The organism is Candidatus Pelagibacter communis (assembly GCF_001179845.1).
GTDB lineage: Bacteria > Pseudomonadota > Alphaproteobacteria > Pelagibacterales > Pelagibacteraceae > Pelagibacter > Pelagibacter ubique_Q.
On the sequence record NZ_CVSB01000029.1, the window covers coordinates 66197 to 86828 of the forward strand.

General features: G+C 28.6%; 21 protein-coding genes and 2 tRNA genes. 14 read left to right on the forward strand and 9 right to left on the reverse strand.

What is annotated here, in order from left to right; translation table 11 throughout:
• The first annotated feature begins 3 nt into the window (after positions 1 to 3).
• Together AMN81_RS02420 and AMN81_RS02425 are read left to right on the forward strand one after the other, a co-directional pair.
• Positions 4 to 738, forward strand: coding sequence for an amino acid ABC transporter ATP-binding protein (locus AMN81_RS02420; RefSeq protein WP_023853867.1), 735 nt, complete (start codon positions 4 to 6; stop codon positions 736 to 738).
• A gap of 188 nt (positions 739 to 926) precedes the next feature.
• Positions 927 to 1298 (forward strand): helix-turn-helix domain-containing protein, encoded by a 372-nt coding sequence (locus tag AMN81_RS02425; protein WP_072090544.1) that lies wholly within the window; start codon positions 927 to 929, stop codon positions 1296 to 1298.
• Positions 1299 to 1382: 84 nt separating this feature from the next.
• Here AMN81_RS02425 and AMN81_RS02430 read toward each other — a convergent pair.
• From AMN81_RS02430 to AMN81_RS02440, 3 genes are all read right to left on the reverse strand, one after another.
• Positions 1383 to 1458: transfer RNA gene (locus AMN81_RS02430), tRNA-Asn, on the reverse strand.
• Between the two features lie 50 nt (positions 1459 to 1508).
• Positions 1509 to 1582, reverse strand: a tRNA-Cys gene (locus AMN81_RS02435).
• A gap of 182 nt (positions 1583 to 1764) precedes the next feature.
• The gene (locus tag AMN81_RS02440) at positions 1765 to 2688 is read right to left on the reverse strand and encodes a hypothetical protein (protein WP_072090545.1); all 924 of its coding nucleotides are present in this window, start codon (positions 2686 to 2688) and stop codon (positions 1765 to 1767) included.
• A gap of 170 nt (positions 2689 to 2858) precedes the next feature.
• Here AMN81_RS02440 and AMN81_RS02445 point away from each other — a divergent pair, with 170 nt between their 5' ends.
• From AMN81_RS02445 to AMN81_RS02490, 10 genes are all read left to right on the forward strand, one after another.
• Complete coding sequence (locus AMN81_RS02445; RefSeq protein WP_072090546.1) at positions 2859 to 3491, forward strand: hypothetical protein; 633 nt, start codon at positions 2859 to 2861, stop codon at positions 3489 to 3491.
• A gap of 37 nt (positions 3492 to 3528) precedes the next feature.
• The gene (locus AMN81_RS02450) at positions 3529 to 6156 is read left to right on the forward strand and encodes a valine--tRNA ligase (RefSeq protein ID WP_072090547.1); all 2628 of its coding nucleotides are present in this window, start codon (positions 3529 to 3531) and stop codon (positions 6154 to 6156) included.
• On the forward strand, positions 6156 to 7874 hold the full coding sequence (gene ilvD / locus AMN81_RS02455) for a dihydroxy-acid dehydratase (protein WP_072090548.1): 1719 nt from the start codon (positions 6156 to 6158) through the stop codon (positions 7872 to 7874). Before AMN81_RS02450 ends, ilvD begins: the two co-directional genes overlap by 1 nt.
• Positions 7874 to 9079: a sugar phosphate nucleotidyltransferase gene (locus AMN81_RS02460; protein WP_072090549.1), complete on the forward strand. Its 1206-nt coding sequence runs from the start codon at positions 7874 to 7876 to the stop codon at positions 9077 to 9079. Before ilvD ends, AMN81_RS02460 begins: the two co-directional genes overlap by 1 nt.
• A 24-nt stretch (positions 9080 to 9103) precedes the next feature.
• On the forward strand, positions 9104 to 10222 hold the full coding sequence (locus AMN81_RS02465; RefSeq protein ID WP_072090550.1) for a helix-turn-helix domain-containing protein: 1119 nt from the start codon (positions 9104 to 9106) through the stop codon (positions 10220 to 10222).
• Positions 10223 to 10321: 99 nt separating this feature from the next.
• Positions 10322 to 11176 (forward strand): phosphate/phosphite/phosphonate ABC transporter substrate-binding protein, encoded by an 855-nt coding sequence (gene phnD, locus AMN81_RS02470; protein WP_072090551.1) that lies wholly within the window; start codon positions 10322 to 10324, stop codon positions 11174 to 11176.
• 17 nt (positions 11177 to 11193) lie between these two features.
• A complete protein-coding gene (gene phnC / locus AMN81_RS02475) occupies positions 11194 to 11916 on the forward strand; it encodes a phosphonate ABC transporter ATP-binding protein (protein WP_072090552.1) in 723 nt (240 codons plus the stop codon).
• 4 nt (positions 11917 to 11920) lie between these two features.
• Complete coding sequence (gene phnE, locus AMN81_RS02480; RefSeq protein ID WP_023853857.1) at positions 11921 to 12748, forward strand: phosphonate ABC transporter, permease protein PhnE; 828 nt, start codon at positions 11921 to 11923, stop codon at positions 12746 to 12748.
• A gap of 9 nt (positions 12749 to 12757) precedes the next feature.
• Complete coding sequence (locus AMN81_RS02485) at positions 12758 to 13096, forward strand: DMT family transporter (RefSeq protein ID WP_072090553.1); 339 nt, start codon at positions 12758 to 12760, stop codon at positions 13094 to 13096.
• A 14-nt stretch (positions 13097 to 13110) separates the two neighbouring features.
• The gene (locus tag AMN81_RS02490) at positions 13111 to 13953 is read left to right on the forward strand and encodes an EamA family transporter (RefSeq protein ID WP_072090554.1); all 843 of its coding nucleotides are present in this window, start codon (positions 13111 to 13113) and stop codon (positions 13951 to 13953) included.
• Positions 13954 to 14242: 289 nt separating this feature from the next.
• Here the strand turns inward: AMN81_RS02490 and AMN81_RS02500 are convergent, their stop codons facing one another.
• The 6 genes from AMN81_RS02500 to AMN81_RS02525 form a co-directional block, all read right to left on the reverse strand.
• Positions 14243 to 15202: a hypothetical protein gene (locus AMN81_RS02500; protein ID WP_256998208.1), complete on the reverse strand. Its 960-nt coding sequence runs from the start codon at positions 15200 to 15202 to the stop codon at positions 14243 to 14245.
• A gap of 267 nt (positions 15203 to 15469) precedes the next feature.
• Entirely contained in the window at positions 15470 to 16120 is a 651-nt protein-coding gene (locus AMN81_RS02505; protein ID WP_072090557.1) for an aquaporin, read from the reverse strand.
• Entirely contained in the window at positions 16110 to 16544 is a 435-nt protein-coding gene (locus AMN81_RS02510) for an arsenate reductase ArsC (protein WP_072090558.1), read from the reverse strand. Before AMN81_RS02510 ends, AMN81_RS02505 begins: the two co-directional genes overlap by 11 nt.
• Positions 16544 to 16765: a DUF6552 family protein gene (locus tag AMN81_RS02515; protein WP_072090559.1), complete on the reverse strand. Its 222-nt coding sequence runs from the start codon at positions 16763 to 16765 to the stop codon at positions 16544 to 16546. The genes AMN81_RS02510 and AMN81_RS02515 overlap by 1 nt, the downstream gene beginning before the upstream one ends.
• A gap of 84 nt (positions 16766 to 16849) precedes the next feature.
• On the reverse strand, positions 16850 to 17731 hold the full coding sequence (locus AMN81_RS02520; RefSeq protein ID WP_072090560.1) for a phytanoyl-CoA dioxygenase family protein: 882 nt from the start codon (positions 17729 to 17731) through the stop codon (positions 16850 to 16852).
• A gap of 132 nt (positions 17732 to 17863) precedes the next feature.
• Positions 17864 to 19003, reverse strand: coding sequence for a zinc ABC transporter substrate-binding protein (locus AMN81_RS02525; protein WP_072090561.1), 1140 nt, complete (start codon positions 19001 to 19003; stop codon positions 17864 to 17866).
• Positions 19004 to 19075: 72 nt separating this feature from the next.
• Between AMN81_RS02525 and AMN81_RS02530 the strand changes: the two genes are divergently transcribed.
• A complete protein-coding gene (locus tag AMN81_RS02530; protein ID WP_072090562.1) occupies positions 19076 to 19822 on the forward strand; it encodes an ATP-binding cassette domain-containing protein in 747 nt (248 codons plus the stop codon).
• Position 19823: 1 nt separating this feature from the next.
• Positions 19824 to 20627: a metal ABC transporter permease gene (locus AMN81_RS02535; protein WP_072090563.1), complete on the forward strand. Its 804-nt coding sequence runs from the start codon at positions 19824 to 19826 to the stop codon at positions 20625 to 20627.
• The last annotated feature ends 5 nt before the right edge of the window (positions 20628 to 20632 follow it).

The window sequence follows — 20632 nt, forward strand, 5'->3', positions numbered from 1 at the left end:
ATTATGTCTGACAGTATTATTCAAATAAAAAATGTAAATAAATGGTTTGGTGATTTTCAAGTTTTAAAAGATATTAATCTTGAGGTTAAACCAAAAGAAAAAATCGTTGTTTGTGGCCCATCCGGATCAGGTAAATCTACATTAATTAGATGTATCAATAGATTAGAAGAACATCAACAAGGTGACATTATTGTTGATGGAAACACTTTAACGGAAGATACAAAAAATATTGAACAAATTAGAGCAGAAGTTGGAATGGTATTCCAGCAGTTTAATTTATTCCCTCATTTATCAATTGTTGATAATTGTACACTTGCACCAATTTGGGTAAAGAAGATGCCAAAAAAAGAAGCTGAAGAATTAGCTTTAAAACATTTAGAAAGAGTTCAAATTCTTGATCAAGCACAAAAATTTCCAGGTCAACTATCAGGTGGCCAACAACAAAGGGTTGCCATAGCTAGAGCTCTTTGTATGGAGCCAAAAATTATGTTGTTTGACGAACCTACATCAGCTCTGGATCCTGAAATGATTAAGGAAGTTCTAGATGTAATGGTAAATCTAGCAAACCAAGGCATGACTATGATAGTTGTTACACATGAGATGGGATTTGCTAAGGAAGTAGCAGATAAAATGATCTTTATGGATGAGGGCATGATAGTAGAAAAAGCTGATACGAAAGAGTTTTTTGCTAATCCAAAGAGCGATAGAACCAAGCTATTTTTAAGTCAAATATTATAAAAATATATATTTTTTAAGGCATAATTTTAAAATAACACAATCTAAATTTGTTTATTTTGCATTTAACTAATACTTGACAGTATTTTGATTATTTTAAATTTCTTATAAAAAAAACAAATTTTTTTATTGCAGTAACATAAATAAATAGGTTCAATAGTGATTATAAAACTTAATTAAGAGGGGTCTTAATGGAAGATAATTTTAATAAACACTTAGGTAACAAGCTTAAGCTAAGAAGACTAGCTTTAGGTTTAACACAGACTAAAGTAGCAAAAGCAATCAATGTAACTTTTCAACAAATTCAAAAATACGAAAAAGGCACAAATGGAGTAAGTTCAATTAGATTACTTCAATTGTCAAATTATTTAAAAGTTCCTATTAGTTATTTTTTTGAGGATTTTTCTGAATATTCAATCAATCTAGAAAAATCACAAGAAGGTCATATTAACATTAATTATAATTTTTTAACAAAAATTTATTCTGAACTTAATGCTGATCAAAAATTAAAATTTAATAAATCTTTACAAATATCTGGATCAAAAATTTATAAAGCTGTTTGATTGAGTAAAATTAAAAACATTAATATTTGATAATTAAAAATAATCAAAATAACATCTTGAAAATTTATTCTTTGGAATAATTTTTGGCTCCTCGGGCAGGACTCGAACCTGCGACCAATTGATTAACAGTCAACTGCTCTACCAACTGAGCTACCGAGGAATATAAAAATCACAACTTACTTTTTTTTAGAACTAAAACAAGAATTATTTTGGAGGCAATGCCCGGAATCGAACCGGGATACAAGGATTTGCAATCCTCTGCGTAACCATTCCGCCACATTGCCTTTTAATCAATAAGTAAAAGTGTTCTACTAATAGCAACCTTTCTTTTTAATACAAGTTTAATAATAAAGAAAAATTACTTTTCACTTATACATCAATATTTATATGTTGTTTAATAATTGTTAATGACAACTAAAAATTTACTTACTTTAATCTAAATTATTGAGTTATTGATTTTTAAAAATCAAATATTTGTACTAATATTATCAAAATGTGGAAAGATGCTATTTATAATGTTTTCAAATTCTTTTTTTTCAACATTATTCCAATTTTTATATATATGATTTAAGTTAGTATCATTATTTGGCGCTTTGTCTAAAACTTTATAAAACTGACTCTCAGTCATTTTATTTTTAAAATTAAATTTTTTTGAGAGTTTTTCGTAAATATCATAATTTTGATTAACATCTTCTAACTTTACATAATATTTATCAATATTTTGTATATTATTAAATTTGTCATAAATTGTTTTATTAACTGTAGACCAAAACCAAGTTATTTTTCCTATTCTACTTAAGGATAACCACTCTTTTAAATATTCACCTTTTGGAATAATTCTAGAAAATGATCTGTATTGACTATCAGTAATATCAATTAAAGGTGTACTAATTTCTTTTTGATTATTAAAATTTTGATACCATCCCTTATTATATAAAGATTCAACTGTCTTAATAGGATTTCTAATATTAAAAAAAATAGAATTTGGTTTAAGTCTATTTGTTAATTCTTCAATACCGAAAGAAAAATATGGTGAAGAGATAAAACTGTTTTGATATTTTACCATATCTCTTTTTGAGGATAATTCTATGAGATCAATAAAACCATTTTTAGAAATTGGTAAATTATAGTAACAGATGTATCTATAAAAGGCTTCGTAATCAGCAAATCGTTCACATGTGCCTACCCAATTTGGATGACTATTAAATATTTTTGAAAACCAATTTTGACCACTTCTTCCAGAACCAAAACTTAAGGTTAGAACATTGTTATCTTTTCTCTGAAAATTTTGATATTTAATTAATTCACTGTAAGTTGGTCTTCTAAGTTTTTTTGCTTCATTAGAAAAATTAAACAATCTATTTTTAATTTTGTAAAAAAAATTATTCACTTGGTTTAATAATATTAATATTTAAAGTATTTATACAACACTAAATTTTAATTAAGTTTTTTTATTTGACTAGCAAACCTACTATAAATGTTGTTAAATTAAAATTCTAAAATGACTTTAATTAAAATTTAATATAAAGATATAATTATCTTAAATTATAATTGAATTTTATGGATCCAAAAATCAGAGACAGAACTTACGATGAATTGTTGGTAAGAAAAAAAGAATTTTTAAAAATTTGTAATATTTTAGATCAATTAAAAATAATTTTTTTTTTAAATTCTGGTATTCTTTTAGGCGCTATAAGAGATAATGATCTTATAAAATGGGATTGGGATATAGAAATTAGTGTTTTTTCTGATGAGTTATTACCTAATATAGATTTAATCACAAACAAGTTGAAAGAAAATGGTTTTGAAATAAAGAAAATAAATAAAAAGGAAGATGATTCAAAAATAGATTTTGTTGGCGAATATCCTGGTGATGTTACAGGTTATACAATTTGGTCCTGGAATTATTCCAAATTAAGAGATGTCTACTGGCGTCGAGAACTTTCCATACCTTCTAAATTTTTAAACAAATTTTCTAAAATTGATTTTATGGGACGACAATTTAATTGCCCTCAAAACCCAGAAGAATATTTGGAATTTGCCTACGGAAATTGGAAAGTACCATTAAGATCAACTGATAAAGATTTATATAATACAAAAAGGTATAAAAATAAGAAAAAATCCATAATAACAAATTTAATACATACTTTTAAAAAAATAATTTATGAATTATGGAAATTAGTTAAGAAATAATTATCAACTTAAATATAAATTTATATATATTACAATCATGGATACAGATAAATATTTACATTCTAATGTTGAAAATAAGATTTATTCTTATTGGGAAAAAAATAATTTATTTAAACCAAAACCAAATTCGAAAAAATTTTCAATAGTTATTCCGCCACCTAATGTTACTGGAAGTTTACATATGGGGCATGCTTTAAATAATTCAATTCAAGATTTGTTAGTTCGATATCACCGAATGAATAATTATGAAACTTTATGGCAGCCTGGAACAGATCATGCCGGTATTGCAACACAAGCTTTAGTTGAAAGAAAACTAGCAGCAGAAAAAATAGACAAAAATGAAATTGGTAGAGAAAAATTTATAGAAAAAGTATGGGAATGGAAAGAGCAGTATGGTGATATTATTATTAATCAATTAAAAAAACTCGGATGTTCTTGTGATTGGTCTCGTAATGCGTTCACAATGGATGAAAACTTATCAAAATCTGTAATAAAAGTATTTGTGGATTTATATAATAAAAATTTAATTTACAAAGATAAAAAACTAGTCAACTGGGATACTGTTTTAAAAACTGCAATTTCTGATCTTGAAGTAGATCAAAGAGAAGTAAACTCAAAAATTTATTATATCAAGTACCCAATTGATGGAGCAGATGAATTTATAACAATTGCAACTACAAGACCTGAAACAATGCTTGGTGATACTGCGATTGCAGTAAATCCAAAAGATGATAGATTTAAATCATTTGTTGGGAAAACTGTTACAATACCAATAGTTGGAAGAAAGATTCTAATTATAGAAGATGATTATGCTGATCCTGAACAAGGAACTGGAGCGCTAAAAATCACTCCAGCACATGATTTTAATGACTATAATGTTGGTCAAAGAAATAATCTTGAGATTATTAACATATTTACTGAGTCGGGCAAAATTAACGAAAATGCACCAAAAGAATACATTGGTCTAGATAGATTTGAAGCAAGAAAGAAAATTTTAAAAGAATTAAAGAATAAAGAATTTTTTGTTAAAGAAGAAAATATTAAAAACAAAGTTCCATATGGAGATAGATCTAATTCTATAATTGAACCATTTTTAACAGAGCAATGGTTTGTTGACGCAGAAAAACTGTCAATTAAAGCCAAAGAAGTTGTTAATTCAAAAAAAACAAATTTTTTTCCTGAAAATTGGTCAAAAACTTATTTTCAATGGATGAATAATATAGAACCATGGTGTATTTCAAGACAACTTTGGTGGGGGCACCAGATACCTGCATGGTACGGGCCAGATAAAAAAATCTTTGTAGCAAACAATAAAGAAGAGGCAAAAAAATTAGCCAAAAAATACTATGGTCAAGATGAAAACTTAATTCGTGATCCCGATGTATTGGATACATGGTTCTCATCTGGTCTTTGGCCATTTGCAACATTAGGTTGGCCAGACAATAAAGAATATGTTGAAAAATTTTATCCTACTTCTGTACTAGTAACAGGTTTTGATATTATTTTTTTCTGGGTTGCTAGAATGATAATGTTTGGAACAGAATTTTTAAACAAAGAACCATTTAAAGATATCTATGTCCATGCATTAGTTAGAGATGAGAAAGGACAAAAAATGTCTAAATCAAAAGGAAACGTTATCGATCCTTTAGATTTAATTGAAAAATATAGTGCAGATGCACTTAGATTTACTTTGTTATCGATGGCCTCACCCGGTACAGACGTCAAGCTTTCTGAGGACAGAGTAAAAGGTTATAGAAATTTTTTAAATAAATTATGGAATGCAAATAATTTTTTAATCACTAATGAATGTGATTTTAAAGATATAGATAAAGTTCCAAGTTTAAATGTTAACATTAACAAATGGGTTTATTCAGAACTTATTGAAACTAAAAATAAGATAGAAAAAAATCTTAAAGATTATAGATTTGATGAGGCAGCAAAGAATATTTATCAATTTGTATGGCATTCGTATTGTGATTGGTATTTAGAATTATCTAAAACAATACTTTTTTCAGAAGATGAAAAAGCTAAAGCAGAGGTTAAAAAAGTTTCATCTTTTGTATTCAAACAAATTTTGATTCTATTGCATCCTTTTATTCCTTTCGTTACTGAAGAAATTTGGCTTAAAAACAAATTTGATAATGATGGTAGTGATTATTTGATGTTTAAAAATTGGTTATCAGGTGAAATAAATAAGGATAGCAGTACCGAACAGGTTGATAATATCATTAACATTATTTCTGGGATTAGATCATTTAAAAATGAGCTAAATGTTAGCCCAGGTTCATTTATTGATGTATCAATTAGCAATATTAAGAAAAATCAAAAAGATTTTATTAATACAAATGAAATTATTCTAAAAAAACTATGCAGAATAAATAACATACTAGATAAAGATTTAGATAAACCAGCTGCTACAATGGTTTTTTCTGGCGATTTGTTTAAGATTTATTTTGATAAAGATGTTGATTTAAAATTAATTAAGGAAAATTTAACAAATAAACAAATTAGATTAGAGCAAGAGATGAAAAAAATATCTCAAAGACTAGAAAATAAAAATTTTATAGACCGCGCTCCAAAAGAGATTGTTGAACAAGAAAAAAATAATTATAATAATTTTAAGAATGATATTGAGAAAATATCAGTAACAATAAAGGGTATATAATGGCTAAATTTAATAAAAAGAAACTTCCAAGCAGACATACATCATTAGGAGCAGACAGAGCTCCACATAGATCATTTTATTATGCTATGGGTGAAACTGAAAAAGATGTGGCCAAACCCTTTGTTGGGGTAGTTTCTACATGGAATGAAGCAGCTCCATGTAACATAGCACTTATGAGGCAGGCTCAATCAGTTAAAAAAGGAGTTAGAGCTAATGGTGGAACTCCAAGAGAATTTTGCACAATTACTGTTACAGATGGTATCGCAATGGGTCATGAAGGAATGAAGTCTTCATTAATATCTAGAGAAGTAATAGCAGATTCTGCCGAACTTACTGTAAGAGGTCATTGTTATGATGCATTAGTAGGGATTGCAGGATGTGATAAATCTTTACCAGGTCTAATGATGTCTATGGTTAGATTAAATGTACCGAGTGTATTTATATATGGTGGGTCAATTCTTCCAGGTAGATACAAAGGTAAAGACGTAACAGTGGTAGATGTATTTGAAGCAGTTGGAAAGCATTCATCTGGTAAAATGTCTGCGGCAGAATTAAGAAAATTAGAATTAGTTGCTTGCCCAAGTGCAGGTGCTTGTGGTGGACAATTTACTGCAAATACAATGGCATGTGTATCTGAGGCAATTGGATTAGCATTACCTTATTCAGCAGGAACGCCAGCTCCATATGAAGAAAGAGATAAATACGCAAAAGCTAGCGGTAAAATGGTTATGAACCTTTTAAAAAAAGGAATTAAACCAAGAGATATTGTTACAAGAAAAGCTTTAGAAAATGCTGCAACAGTTGTTGCTGCAACAGGTGGATCAACAAATGCAGGATTACATTTACCTGCTATTGCAAATGAAGCAGGAATTAAATTTGATTTAATGGATGTTGCTAAAATTTTTAAAAGAACACCTTATCTTGCAGATTTAAAACCTGGTGGAAAATATGTTGCAAAAGATATGTGGTTAGCAGGCGGTGTTCCAATGTTATTAAAAACTTTATATGAAGGTGGATATATTCATGGTGATTGCATGACTGTGACTGGAAAAACTATGAAGGAAAATTTAAAAGGTATAAAATTTAATCCAAAACAAAAAGTAATGAGATCTTATAAAAATCCATTATCAACAACAGGAGGTGTGGTTGGACTAAAAGGAAATTTAGCTCCAGAAGGCGCAATCGTTAAAGTTGCTGGACTTAGAAAATTACAATTTACTGGAAAAGCAAGATGCTTTGATAACGAGGAAAGTGCAATGAAAGCAGTTCAAAGCAGAAAATATAATGATGGTGATGTAATAATAATTAGATACGAAGGACCAGTGGGAGGTCCAGGTATGAGAGAAATGTTATCGACAACAGGTGCAATCTACGGACAAGGAAAAGGGGAGAAAGTAGCCCTTATAACTGATGGTAGGTTCTCTGGTGCTACTAGAGGCTTTTGTGTTGGTCACGTGGGCCCTGAGGCTGCTCTAGGGGGTCCTATAGGTCTTTTACGTACAGGAGACATCATTGATATCGATGCGAAAAAAGGAACGATCAATGTAAGACTTTCTAAAAAAGAAATGGCTGCAAGAAAAAGAAAATGGAAGGCTAGAAAATCGGATTTTGGGTCTGGTACTTTATGGAAATATGCACAAACAGTAGGACCAGCATATTTAGGCGCACCAACACACCCAGGTAAGAAAAAAGAAGTTAAGGATTATTCAGAGATTTAATGAAAATTCGTCCAGTTATTTTATGTGGAGGTGCTGGAACTCGACTTTGGCCAAATTCTAAAAATCATCAAGCAAAACAGTTTATTGATTTTGGTAATTGGACCTTGCTTGGAAAAACACTTGAGAGAACAAAAGCATCAATTTACGACTCTCCAATTATTAGCACCAATAAGAAATACTTAAATAAAGTAAAACAGCATTTAAGAAAAAACAAAATAAACAAATATAAAATTGTTGTAGAACCAGCTAAAAGAAATACTGCACCAGCTATATTAAGCACAGCTTTAATTAAAGATATTCCAGACAATCAGCCTTTAATGTTTTTTACAGCAGACCATTTAATTGAAAAAATGAGCATTTTTAATAAGGCAATAAATAAAAATAAATCAAATCTAAATAAAGAAAATATATTTGTTTTTGGAATTAAACCTAAATCTCCAACTAGCGAATATGGTTATTTTTTAACTAAAAAAATCAAAGGTAATATCAATAAAGTAACCAGATTTATTGAAAAACCAAATGAACCAAAAGCTAAACAAATTGTAAAGAAAAAAGGTTATTGGAATTCAGGAATGTTTTATCTTCGAAAAGATTCTATAATAAGTAACTTTAAAAAATATCAGCCAAATACATATAGAAGTTGTTTAAATGCAGTAAAAAAAGCAAAATATAAGTCTAATACTTATTATCTAAACAAAGCTTCATTTATAAAAGCGACTGCTAAATCTTTTGATTACGCAATTCTAGAAAAAACCAAAGAAATTAACGCTATCAAATTAGATATTCCTTGGTCAGATCTTGGTAGTTGGAAAGAAATTCTGAAGATGTATGACAAAAATAAAAACAAATATATTAAGAAAAAAAACGTGTATTACCGTCCATGGGGCAGATATACAAATCTATTCAAGGGCAAAGAGTTTTTAATTAAAGAGTTGTGTGTAAAATCAAAAGGTATTCTAAGTTTACAAAAACATCATCACCGAGCAGAACATTGGTTAGTTACACATGGTAATCCTAAAATAACCTTAAATAAAAAAAGTTTTTTTAAGAAAACAAATGATCATATTTTTATACCACTATCAGCGATTCATAGAATTTATAATCCTGGAAAAAAACCAGTTAAAATTATAGAAGCACAGGTAGGTTCGATACTAAAAGAAACAGATATAGTTAGATACCAAGATATTTATGGTAGAGTGAAGTAAATTATCAGTTTATATTGAAAATAAATGAAAAAAAAATTATTAAATGAAACATTTGGTTCTTACATTAGAAGCTTGAGAATTAAAAATGAAATTGGTCAAAGAGAATTAGCTAAGAAAATTGGTTTAGCAGCATCATATTTAAATGATATTGAAAAAAATAAAAGAGCAGCACCAAAAAATGATATTATAAAAAAATTATCTTTAATTTTAAAAGTAGATTTAGACTTATTAAATGATTTAGCTGGGATTTCAAAAAAAACTTTACCACCCGATATTTTAGATTACATTGAAAAAAATCCTGAAATTATTTCACTGCTTCGATCAGCTAAAAATAACAAATTAAAATCCTCAGAATTTGAAAAAATTGAAGAGACAATAAATAAATCGAAAACAAAATGTTTGATAGTTGCTGCTGGTCTTGGTAGTAGACTTAAAGGTCACACAGAACACAATCCCAAGTGTATGTTGGATTTTGGAGGTAAAACATTACTTCAAAGACAGTTGTCTTCATATAAAGAAAACGGAATTGAAGATATATCACTGATACGCGGATACAAAAAAAATAAGATTAAATACAAAGGTATAAAATATTTTGATAATAATGATTATAAAGATAACAATATTTTAAACTCAATTTTTTATGGCGAAGAAGTTATTAATGGAAATATAATTATTTCATACTCTGATATTTTATTTGAACCTTTTGTAGTAAAAAGAGCATTAGAGAGTGATCATGATATTTCTGTAATTGTTGATATAGATTGGCGAGATTATTATATAGATAGAAAAGATCACCCATTATCAGAAGCAGAAAATGTAATTTTTAATTCTAATAATGAGGTAGTCAAAATTGGAAAAATTGCCTCTGACAAAGAGGAAGTCCATGGTGAATTTATAGGTATGATTAAACTTAATCATAGAGGATGCGAAATATTTAAACAAAATTTTCATCGAGTTAAAAAACATTTTTGGAATAAACCTTTCCAAAGAGCAAAAATTTTTCAAAAGGCTTATTTAACTGATATGATCCAGGAACTTGTCGATATTGGTATTAAAGTTCATTGCGTAATCATAGAAAGAGGCTGGAAAGAAATCGATACTGTAGAAGATTATAGAAAAGCCTTGATTGAATTTAAAAGATAATTTCATAAAAATTTAACAAAAATCTTCTTGAAATCCGCTTATTTATGTATATTTAATTAACTTGTATGCGAACAAAATTAACTATATAGGATATCAAACATGATAAAAAAAATAATATTTTCAATTTTAATAACATTATTAACTTTCTCTATTCAAGCAGATGAAAAAACTTATAAAATGGTTTTTGTACCTGCCAGTGAAAAAGGTGATGAAAGCGACTATAAAACATTAATTTCAATTACTGAGAGTCTTACTGGTTTTAATATAGAAACAATAAAAGTGACTGATTATAATGCAGCTGTTGAAGCTATGAGAGCTGGTCGAGCTCATATAGCTTGGTATGGAGGCAAAACTTATGTTAAGGCTGCTGAGATAGCTGGAGCTGAAGCATTTGCTGCAGGAGTTAGGCCTGGCGAAAAAGATGCAGGTTATTATACATATTTTGTTGTCAAACAAGACAGTGAATTAAAAAAATTTACTGATGTTAAAGGAAAAGTTTTATCCTTAAATACTATTGGTTCTACTAGCGGTGATTTAATTCCACAAGTAGAATTAAGTAAGATTAATCTTTCTACAAAGAATAAAGATCATTTTGAAAATGTTTTTTATGCTGGTAGTCATGATGCTTGCTTACTTGCTGTAATAAATAATCAATCTGATGTCTGCGGAATGAGTTCTAGAAATTATGAAGCAAGATTAGCAGATGGAACTTTTAAAGAAGAAGATGTAAGGATTATACATAAATCAGATAGAGTTCCACCACCACCATTGGCTTATTCAAAAATGATACCAAAAGAAGACAGAGATAAAATAAAAAAGGCTGTTTTAGACGCTCATAACCATGGAGAGATAGGTGGATATGGTGGAAAAATGTCTCATTATATGGAAGTTAAAGATTCAGATTATAATGTTTTAAGAGAAGTTATTGAACTATTAAATAAAAATAAAAGTTAAATTATCAAAGGACTATTATGCTTGAAATACAAAATCTTAAAAAAACTTTTGAGAATGGTAGTCCCGCATTAAAAGGTGTGGATTTAAAAATTAACAAAGGGGAATTTGTAAGTATTTTAGGACCTAGTGGTTCTGGTAAAACGACTTTACTTAGAACAATTAATGGTCTTGAAACTTCAAGTGGAGGAGAAATTTACTTTGATAATAAAAAAATAGATAATAGTAATATTTCAGAAGTTCAAAAAAAAACTGGAATGATTTTTCAAGAGTTTAACTTGGTAAATAATCTTTCTGCAATAAATAATGTTTTAACTGGTCTTTTAAATTCAAGTAATAAATTTTTATCTCTTTTTTATTTATTTTCAAAAAAACAAAAAATAGAAGCTTTGAAATCATTGGAGACGGTTGGTTTACTTGAAAAATCTTACAGTAGATCTGATGAATTATCTGGAGGACAAAGACAAAGAGTGGGGATAGCAAGAGCAATCATCAAAAAACCATTGCTATTATTAGCTGATGAACCTGTTGCAAGTCTAGATCCTAAATCTTCCAATTTAATCTTATCTTTATTAAAACAAATAAATCAAGAATTTGGTACAACTATTTTATGTAATCTTCACCAAGTAGATTTAGCAAAAAAATATTCAGATAGAGTAATTGGTCTAATCGATGGAAAAATTACATTTGATGAAAAATCAATTAATATTAACGAAGCATACTTGAAGAAAATATATAGTTAAAATTATGAATAAGAATATTTTAGAATTAAAAGTAAATAATAAAGATAAAAATTTTGAAAAATATTTAAGACCCCAATGGTCATGGAAAACCTTAATTTTCATAGTTTTATTTAGTTCTGCTTTAGTATTTGTCGTAAAAGATCTGGAGATAGATTTTATAAAGTTAGTATCAGACTCCTCAAAATATTTTGGTGATATTTTATCAAGAATGTTGCCCCCTGATTTTAGTAATTTAAGTGAATTAATTTATGCAATGTTTGAAACTATTGAAATAGCTTTTCTGGGTACTTTTATTGCTATTGTTTTATCAATTCCACTTGGATTATTTTCAGCAAGAAATTTAGCCCCTAATTATTTTATTTATCTTGTATGCAAAACTATAGTTATATTCTTTAGAGCTATTCCAGAATTTATTATTGCTATGATTTTAGTTATTGCTATTGGTTTTGGCGCGATGCCAGGTGTGCTTGCTTTAGGCTTACATACAATGGGTTTCTTAGCAAAATTTTATGCAGAAGATATTGAGCATATAAATAAAGGACCGATAGATGCTCTTAAATCATCTGGAGCAACTAAAAGTCAAATTATTTCATTTGGTGTTATACCTCAAATTCTACCTTCTTTTGTTGCTAACAATTTGTACATTTTAGATCGAAATGTAAGAATGGCTACCATGTTGGGTATCGTTGGCGCTGGTGGGATAGGCTATGAACTCCAATCATCATTTAGAATGTTTGAATATGAAAGAGTATCAGCAATTATAATACTCATTTTTGTAACAATTTTTTTAATCGATCATTTTTCAGCTTTTATTCGATCTAAAATAAAATAATATAATAGGATGAATTTCTCATCTGGTTATATTTATCTTTCTTTAGCAATAATACTCGGAATTTCTGCTAATGGTTTTTTAAAAACCACTAATGGATTTACTAATATTTTCCCAACAATCTTTTGTGTAACTTCGATAGTTTTATGTTTATTTTGTTTATCTAAAGCAATGAATTTAATTCCTGTAGGTTTTACTTATGCCACGTATGGAGGTTTAACTATAACTGCCGTAACTTTTTTTGGAATTATTAAGTATAATCAGTTACCAAATTTTTATGGTTCATTAGGTATTGTTTTAATAATTATATGGGTGATACTGGTAAATTATCTTGGAAAAGTAAGTAGTTAAGATATCAATAAATAATGGATACTACTGTCTTTTTTGTAATTCTATTAGCAACTATTATGCATGCCATTTGGAATGCGATGGTAAAACACCATCCAGATAAAGCTATAGCAGTACTAGCTATTGTTTTAGGCCACGTACCTTTAGCGTTAATTTGTATTTTATATTTCCCTTTACCTGGAAGAGAGACGCTACCATATATAATAGCCAGTGTACTAGCTCATCAAGGTTATCAATGGTATATGTTGAATTCTTATAATGTAGGCGACTATACTAATGTATATCCAATATTCAGAGGTTTTGGTCCTTTATTGGCTACATTAATTTCAATAATATTTCTTGGTGTTATATTCAAAATAGCAACATTAATTTCAATATTATTAATCTGCGCAGGAATAATGTTTCTTGGATTATTTGGTTCAAAAAACCAAAATCAAATTGAGATCATTAAATACTCATTACTTACTGGATCATTTATAGGTCTTTATTCATTGATTGACGGATATGGAGCAAGGATTAGTGTATCTGCAATTTCTTATATTAGTTTTTCCTTTTTATTTAGTGCTTTAGTTTTTCCTATCATTTTAAAACTTAATAAACATGAGGATATTTTTTATAAGGTTTTCAAAGATGCTAAAATGATATTTTGGGTAGGGGGATCTATATCTTTTATTATCTATGTGATTGTTGTTTGGGGTTTCACAAAGGCTCCAATTCCTCTAGTTGCAGCCCTTAGAGAAACGAGTATTTTTTTCTCAATTTTTATTGGATATTTCTTCTTAAAAGAAACCATCAATCTTAAAAAAATAATCTCTATTGTGCTTATAGTTATTGGAGTGATTGGGATTAAACTATTTTAAATATAATCAAATAATTTTAGAATAATTATTGTATTCAAAAGCAACAGCATTATAGGGACAACAGTTCTTATAAGTTCCATTATATGATTAACTCGATCAAGTTTTCTCTCCAATTTTCTAATTGGACTCATGTTGTTCCATTCTTTTTGTGTAAAACCGTATTTTTTTTGATTTTTTTTCATAAATAAAAAAAGTACTTTTAATGATTTTAAGGAAAAATTCAATTTTTAAACGAAAAATTTTATAAATTTGGGCATATTAATTCAAATAATATGCCCAAACAGATATTTTAAAACCAATTATTTGGAATAATTATATAGTGGATCGCTAATACGATACCTACTGATACACTTAAACCAAAAATCATTTTAAGAAAGTCTTTACCAATCAAAGGGAAGACATATTTAAATTTATATTCTTTATTCATTGTTGATATCGCAAGTTCTCTACCACATAACAATCCTACAAACACCCACGTCGTAGACATAGGCAAATCATTGAGCTCTTTGAAGTAGAATAAAACAGCAGCATAAATTACGTTTATAATTGTAGCTGATCTTGCATATCTTGTTCCCGTTTTTTCAAGAACAACTTTTTGAATTGGTCCACCTTGAATGTAGAAAATATAAAATAATAATGAAGTAAAATAGGCCATTACAATTAAAAGTAATGATAAATCTAATTGCCTAGGCAGATATACAGCAATATTAGCTACATCGTGAGATAACCAAACCCACCATAACCAACCTGAAGAAACCCATACTGCATTTCTCCAAAATCCTCTCCATTTGTTATCTACTTCATCAAATTTCTCATTAATGAACTTTGATACCGCTATCCAGGCTATATAAGCAACCATTGCTGCTAATCCATAACCTACAACGCTTTTTAACAGCATTTTTTCAAGCACAACAGTTGAAGCAAATGCTGAAAGAACTAAAAAGGTTGTTGATACAGGTATCCCAATTCTCGTTAATAATAACAGTATTGCAGGTGCTACTGCATGATACCATTGAATCTCTTGATAAGGTATTCTAGTTAATCTTCCGTAAGAAATATCACCATCATACGCATACCACCCCCAAGCTAACGCAAAAATCATAACTGCTGATGCCGATCCAGCTAGTACGTACCACTTAAACCACTTCTTTTTTGAAGCTATAAAGGTACCAAGTGTTTGAATTGAGTCGTTAGCGATTACGCTATATCCAGCAAGGGCAAACCCTATAACTGTATATACTAAAGTCATATCCATTTTTTCTCCTATATATTATTGTTTTCGGTTCTGTCCAATAATGACTTAAGAATGTAAATATTCATTAAAGAGAAAATAATCTACGATTAAATTTATTTATTTGAGAATCAACGCGAAGATTCATTGATCATTATTACAAGCTTGAGATAAGTCTACAAATGAATTTAATTATTTTGGAAAGCAAGGAGAGGATTCGCCCTAAATATATTATTTCTAAATTTTGTAAATAAAATTATATATATTTTACATTTAGAAGTTGTGTTATTTATAGATAATTCTAAGAATATACGCTGCTAAAATTAATCCAATAAACTCAGCTAAAATATATGTTGGCGTATTAAGATAATTAATTCCTGTAAAAGAATCAGTAAATGTTCTTGCTAAAGATACAGCTGGATTTGCAAAAGATGTTGATGAAGTAAACCAATAGCCCGCGGAAATATATGTTGCTACGCTAATAGCAACTATTGTTTTTCCGTCCTTTAGAGTTGCAAAAATTATAAATATTAGACCAAAAGTTGCTACAATTTCAGAAACAAATATATGTAACCCATCTCTATTTTTAGTTGATAACTCTAAAAGACTGTGTTCAAAAAAGACATTTGCAAACATTACTCCTAATAAACAACCAGATATTTGTGCAGGAATGTAATATTTTAAAAGATTACCTTTAATTTTTTTTCTGAAAAACATTGCAAGACTTACAAAAGGATTAAAATGAGCACCTGAAATATCAGCAAAGGCTGTAATTAAGACAAATAATCCAGCTCCAGTAGCAATTGTATTAGCTAAAAGCCTAATGCCATCATCATTAGTTAGATTTTCTGCCATGATCCCAGATCCAACAATAATCATGACAAGAAAACAACTTCCTAAAAATTCACCAATTAATATGTTTTTTTTAATTTTCATTATTTAACCAAATATTAATTTTTTCATTTATTTTATCGTAAGTCACATTAATTATTTCGTTTATCTGATTTTCATCGGAATTTTTAAATTTTGATACAGGATCCTCAATATCCCAATGAATAATTTTGTTATTATTTGGCCATATAGGGCAAATCTCGTTATTTGCATTATTACACACTGTAATTACATGATCTATATTAAATTTCTTATCTAAAAATATTTCAAAATTTTTTGAAGAATAATTTTCAAGATTAAAATTTTTTATTTTAGTTAAATATAATTTGATATTTTCGTTAATTTTTCCTGTAGGATTACTACCAGCACTGTAAGCTTTAAACTTAAATGAATATTTATTGTTAATAATACTTTCAGCTATGATGCTTCTCGCAGAATTACCAGTACATACAAACAGTATATTTTTCATTAAATTATGATTTTATAAATTCCTATTAAAAATAAAGGTATTTGTAATCCAAAATTAGTTAAGATAGCCTTATCTTTGCTAATAAAACCAGCAATAGTCCATCCAATAACTCCTAATCCATGAAAATATATATTTAATGGATATATATTTAAATTAGTTAAAAGTATTCCTGTTAGTACCAAAAATGTACTTATCCACTTAAGATATTTTCTAATAAACATGATTTCCCCTCTAAATTTTTTTAAATAATTGTTCTATTTATAAAATATTGAGGTTAACTAAAAGAAAGATTTTAATTTTATAGTTTAATTTTTCTGAAGCTCATAGATAGAAACATAATGTTTCTTCTTAGGGAGTGGGATTATGGTTGGAACTTTAGTCAATCTTGGTTTTATTGATTTATTTCCGACAATAATATTTTTGTCATAATTTTCTAAATTAACTTCAGGATGAGGGTTTCCATCATTAATTAGTGGCCATGCATCACAAGCTCTATATCCAAATAAAATTAAGGGTCTTGAGTTATTCATTTGATTGTGCCCAGACCCATGAATTGATCTACAATGAAAAAATACTACTGTTCCAGCCGTTCCAGTTATGGAAACACTATCCTTAGTTCCTATTTTATTTTTCTTAGTGTCTATTTTTCCAACAAAATAATTTTCTTTGCTGTGGTGGCTGTACAATTTTTTTTTGTGTGAATTCTTTATTATTTTAAGCGGCCCATTTTTTTCGTAGCAATCATCTAAATATATACCAACTGTAATTAAATCATCGTTTGTATGAGGGTAAAAAGCCCAATCTTGGTGCCATCCAATTTCACTACCTTTTTTCTTGTTTGGTAGTTTAAAATTTAATTTACCTAGATGAAATCTAACTGTTCCACCTAATAATTTTTTAGCTATAGATATAATCTTTTTATCTCTAGATAATTCATAGAAAACTTTATGTCTGTTCTGAGGATTATTAAGTCTTAAAATTTCTTTATTTTTTAAAGAACTTGAATTGTAAACAAAATGGTAATTATCATAGGACTGAGTTCCATTTGTACCATTACCCTTTTTTCTTTTTTTTTCTTTTGAAATTACTTCATTAACAATTTTATTAATTTTATTTATCTTTGTTTGAGAAATTAAATTTTCTTTAACAAGAAAGCCATTTTGTTTAAATAAATTTAAATCATTCATAAAGTCAGATTATGAAAGAAAATAAATCTTCTTTAAAATAAATACAATGTTTTTTGTGAGATTAAATAACAGTAAGAATTATTTGTTAATCCGAGAATTTATAAAAATTCCCGGATTAAACCTAATTTTTAATTAACAACCTTTGAAGGATGCAGACATATTTCTAATTAAATTGAAATATAGATTTTTACCTGGATTTAATGTAGCTCCTAGTGGATCAAGTACACCAGTTTTAATCTTCATGTCTTTTGCAACTGCATTGATAATATCAGGATTAAACTGAGGCTCTGAGAATACACATGCTACTTTATCATGCTCGATAATTTCTCTAATTTCAGCAAGTTGTTCAGCTCCAGGCATAACATCAGTATTTACAGTAAACGCACCTAATACTTTAACATTAAATCTTTCCTCAAAATATTGATAAGCATCATGGAATACAATTGAAGAAACACTGCTACTTAAATCTGTCATTACATCAATTGTAAGTTTATCGATTTCTTGCAAAGCTTTAGCTAAATTACTTTTATATTTAGCTTCATTTTTAGGATCATTTTCAATTAAATGTTCTGCCATTTCATTTAACATAGCTTTTGCATTAATTGGGTCCAACCAAATGTGTGGATCAAATTCTCCATGTGCATGTCCATCATGATCATCATGTCCGTGGTCGTCATGATCATCCTCTTTTTTACCATGATCGTCATGATCGTGGTCGTGATCATCTTCTTTTTTACCATGATCGTCATGGTCATGATCATCTTCCTTTTTACCGTGATCATCATGTCCGTGATCGTCATGATCATCTTCTTTTTTACCATGATCGTCATGTCCGTGATCGTCATGATCATCTTCTTTTTTACCATGATCGTCATGTCCGTGATCGTCATGATCATGTCCGTCAAAAATATTTCTTTCTCTAAATTTTAGTACTTGCAACCCTTTGATTTCTATTAATTCAATTTTTTCTGCTTTTTTTGCAATTGAGCTTAGTGGTTTTTCTAAAAAATTTTCTAAATCTTCACCTACCCAAAATATTAGATCAGCATTTTGGAGCATTTTTGCATGAGAAGGTTTCATTGCAAATCCGTGTGGAGATGCGTATCCATCAACTATGAGATCAGGTTTAGCAATACCATCCATTAAATAACTAGCTAATGAATGAATTGGTTTAATAGAAGCTACTACTTTTATTTCAGCGTTTGCTGGTGTAAAGAATGCTAGAATTGATAATATTGAGAATATAAGTGGTATTTTTTTAATATTTTTCATAAGTAAGTAATTTAATTGGTTGTTATAATATAACAGTATGTAATAATATAACATTTATAAGTCAAGCAATTTATGAGTTTAGAAAATAGTACATTAGTAAGATTAAATAACGCCGGTTTTAAACAGAATGATAAATGGCTAGTAGAAGGTGTTTCTTTAACTGTTGAAAAAGGAAAAATCGTTACCCTTATTGGACCTAATGGCTCTGGAAAAAGCACGACAGCTAAAATTGCATTAGGAATTTACAAAAACATAGAAGGAACTGTAGAAAAATATACCAACAAAGTTGGATATGTTCCTCAAAAAATCTCAATTGATTGGACACTACCATTAAGAGTATATGATTTTATGCTTTTAACAGAAGACATAAAAGATGAAGCAATTGATGAAGCTCTTACGCTTACAGGTGTTATGCATCTTAAAAATAAAAATCTTGGGAATTTATCAGGAGGTGAATTTCAGAGAGTTTTAATAGCTAGAGCTATTTCAAAAAAACCTGAATTATTAGTCTTAGATGAACCTGTCCAAGGGGTCGATTACACTGGAGAGATTGCATTATATGAACTTATTAAAAAAATTTCAGATACTTTAAATTGTGGAATATTGTTAATTTCTCACGATTTACATACAGTCATGACTGCAACAGATCATGTTGTTTGTTTAAATGGACACGTATGTTGTTCTGGAACACCAATGGATGTTGCAAGAAATAACGAGTATAAAACATTATTTGGTGAACAAGCTTCTCAAATTTTAACAGTTTATGAACATAAGCATGACCACGTTCATTCTGATGAAGGTCAAATAAAAAAAAATTAATATGTTAGATGATTTTTTTGTTAGAGCGTTAATTGCTGGTATTGGTGTTGCTTTAGTAACAGGACCACTTGGATGTTTTGTTGTTTGGAGAAGATTATCTTATTTTGGTGATACTTTATCACATTCGGCTTTATTAGGTGTGACAATGGCTTATTCGTTTGAACTTAATATTGCGCTATCTGTCTTTATAATTTCATCTGTAATCGCACTGATATTAATTCAGCTACAAAAAAAAACTAATTTACCAGGGGACGCTTTACTTGGTCTTTTAGCACACTCTTCTTTAGCAGTAGGTTTAGTAGTAATTGGATTTCTAACTTTTATTCGTTTTGATATTATGGGTCTTTTATTTGGAGATATCTTAGCTGTAACAACAAATGACATATTTATTATATGGACTGGTGGAGCAGTAATTTTAATAGTTCTTAAATTGATTTGGAAACCATTGTTTGCATCTACAGTTAATTACGAATTAGCTGAAGCCGAAGGGTTGAATCCTGACAGAGCAAAAGCAATATTTACAATTCTCATGGCTGCTGTAATAGCCATATCAATTAAAATGGTTGGGTTATTATTAATTACTGGAATGTTAATCATACCAGCTGCAATGGCTAGAAACATATCAGACAGTCCTCAAAAGATGGTTATATTTTCTGTTATTGGTGGTCTTTTATCAGTTTTATTAGGGCTATTTTCTTCATTAGAATTTAACACATCTTCTGGACCTTCAATAATCATGGCCGCTTTAGTATTATTTATACTCTCTTTACTTAATATTAAACAATCGATTAAATTGAAAAACTGATAACT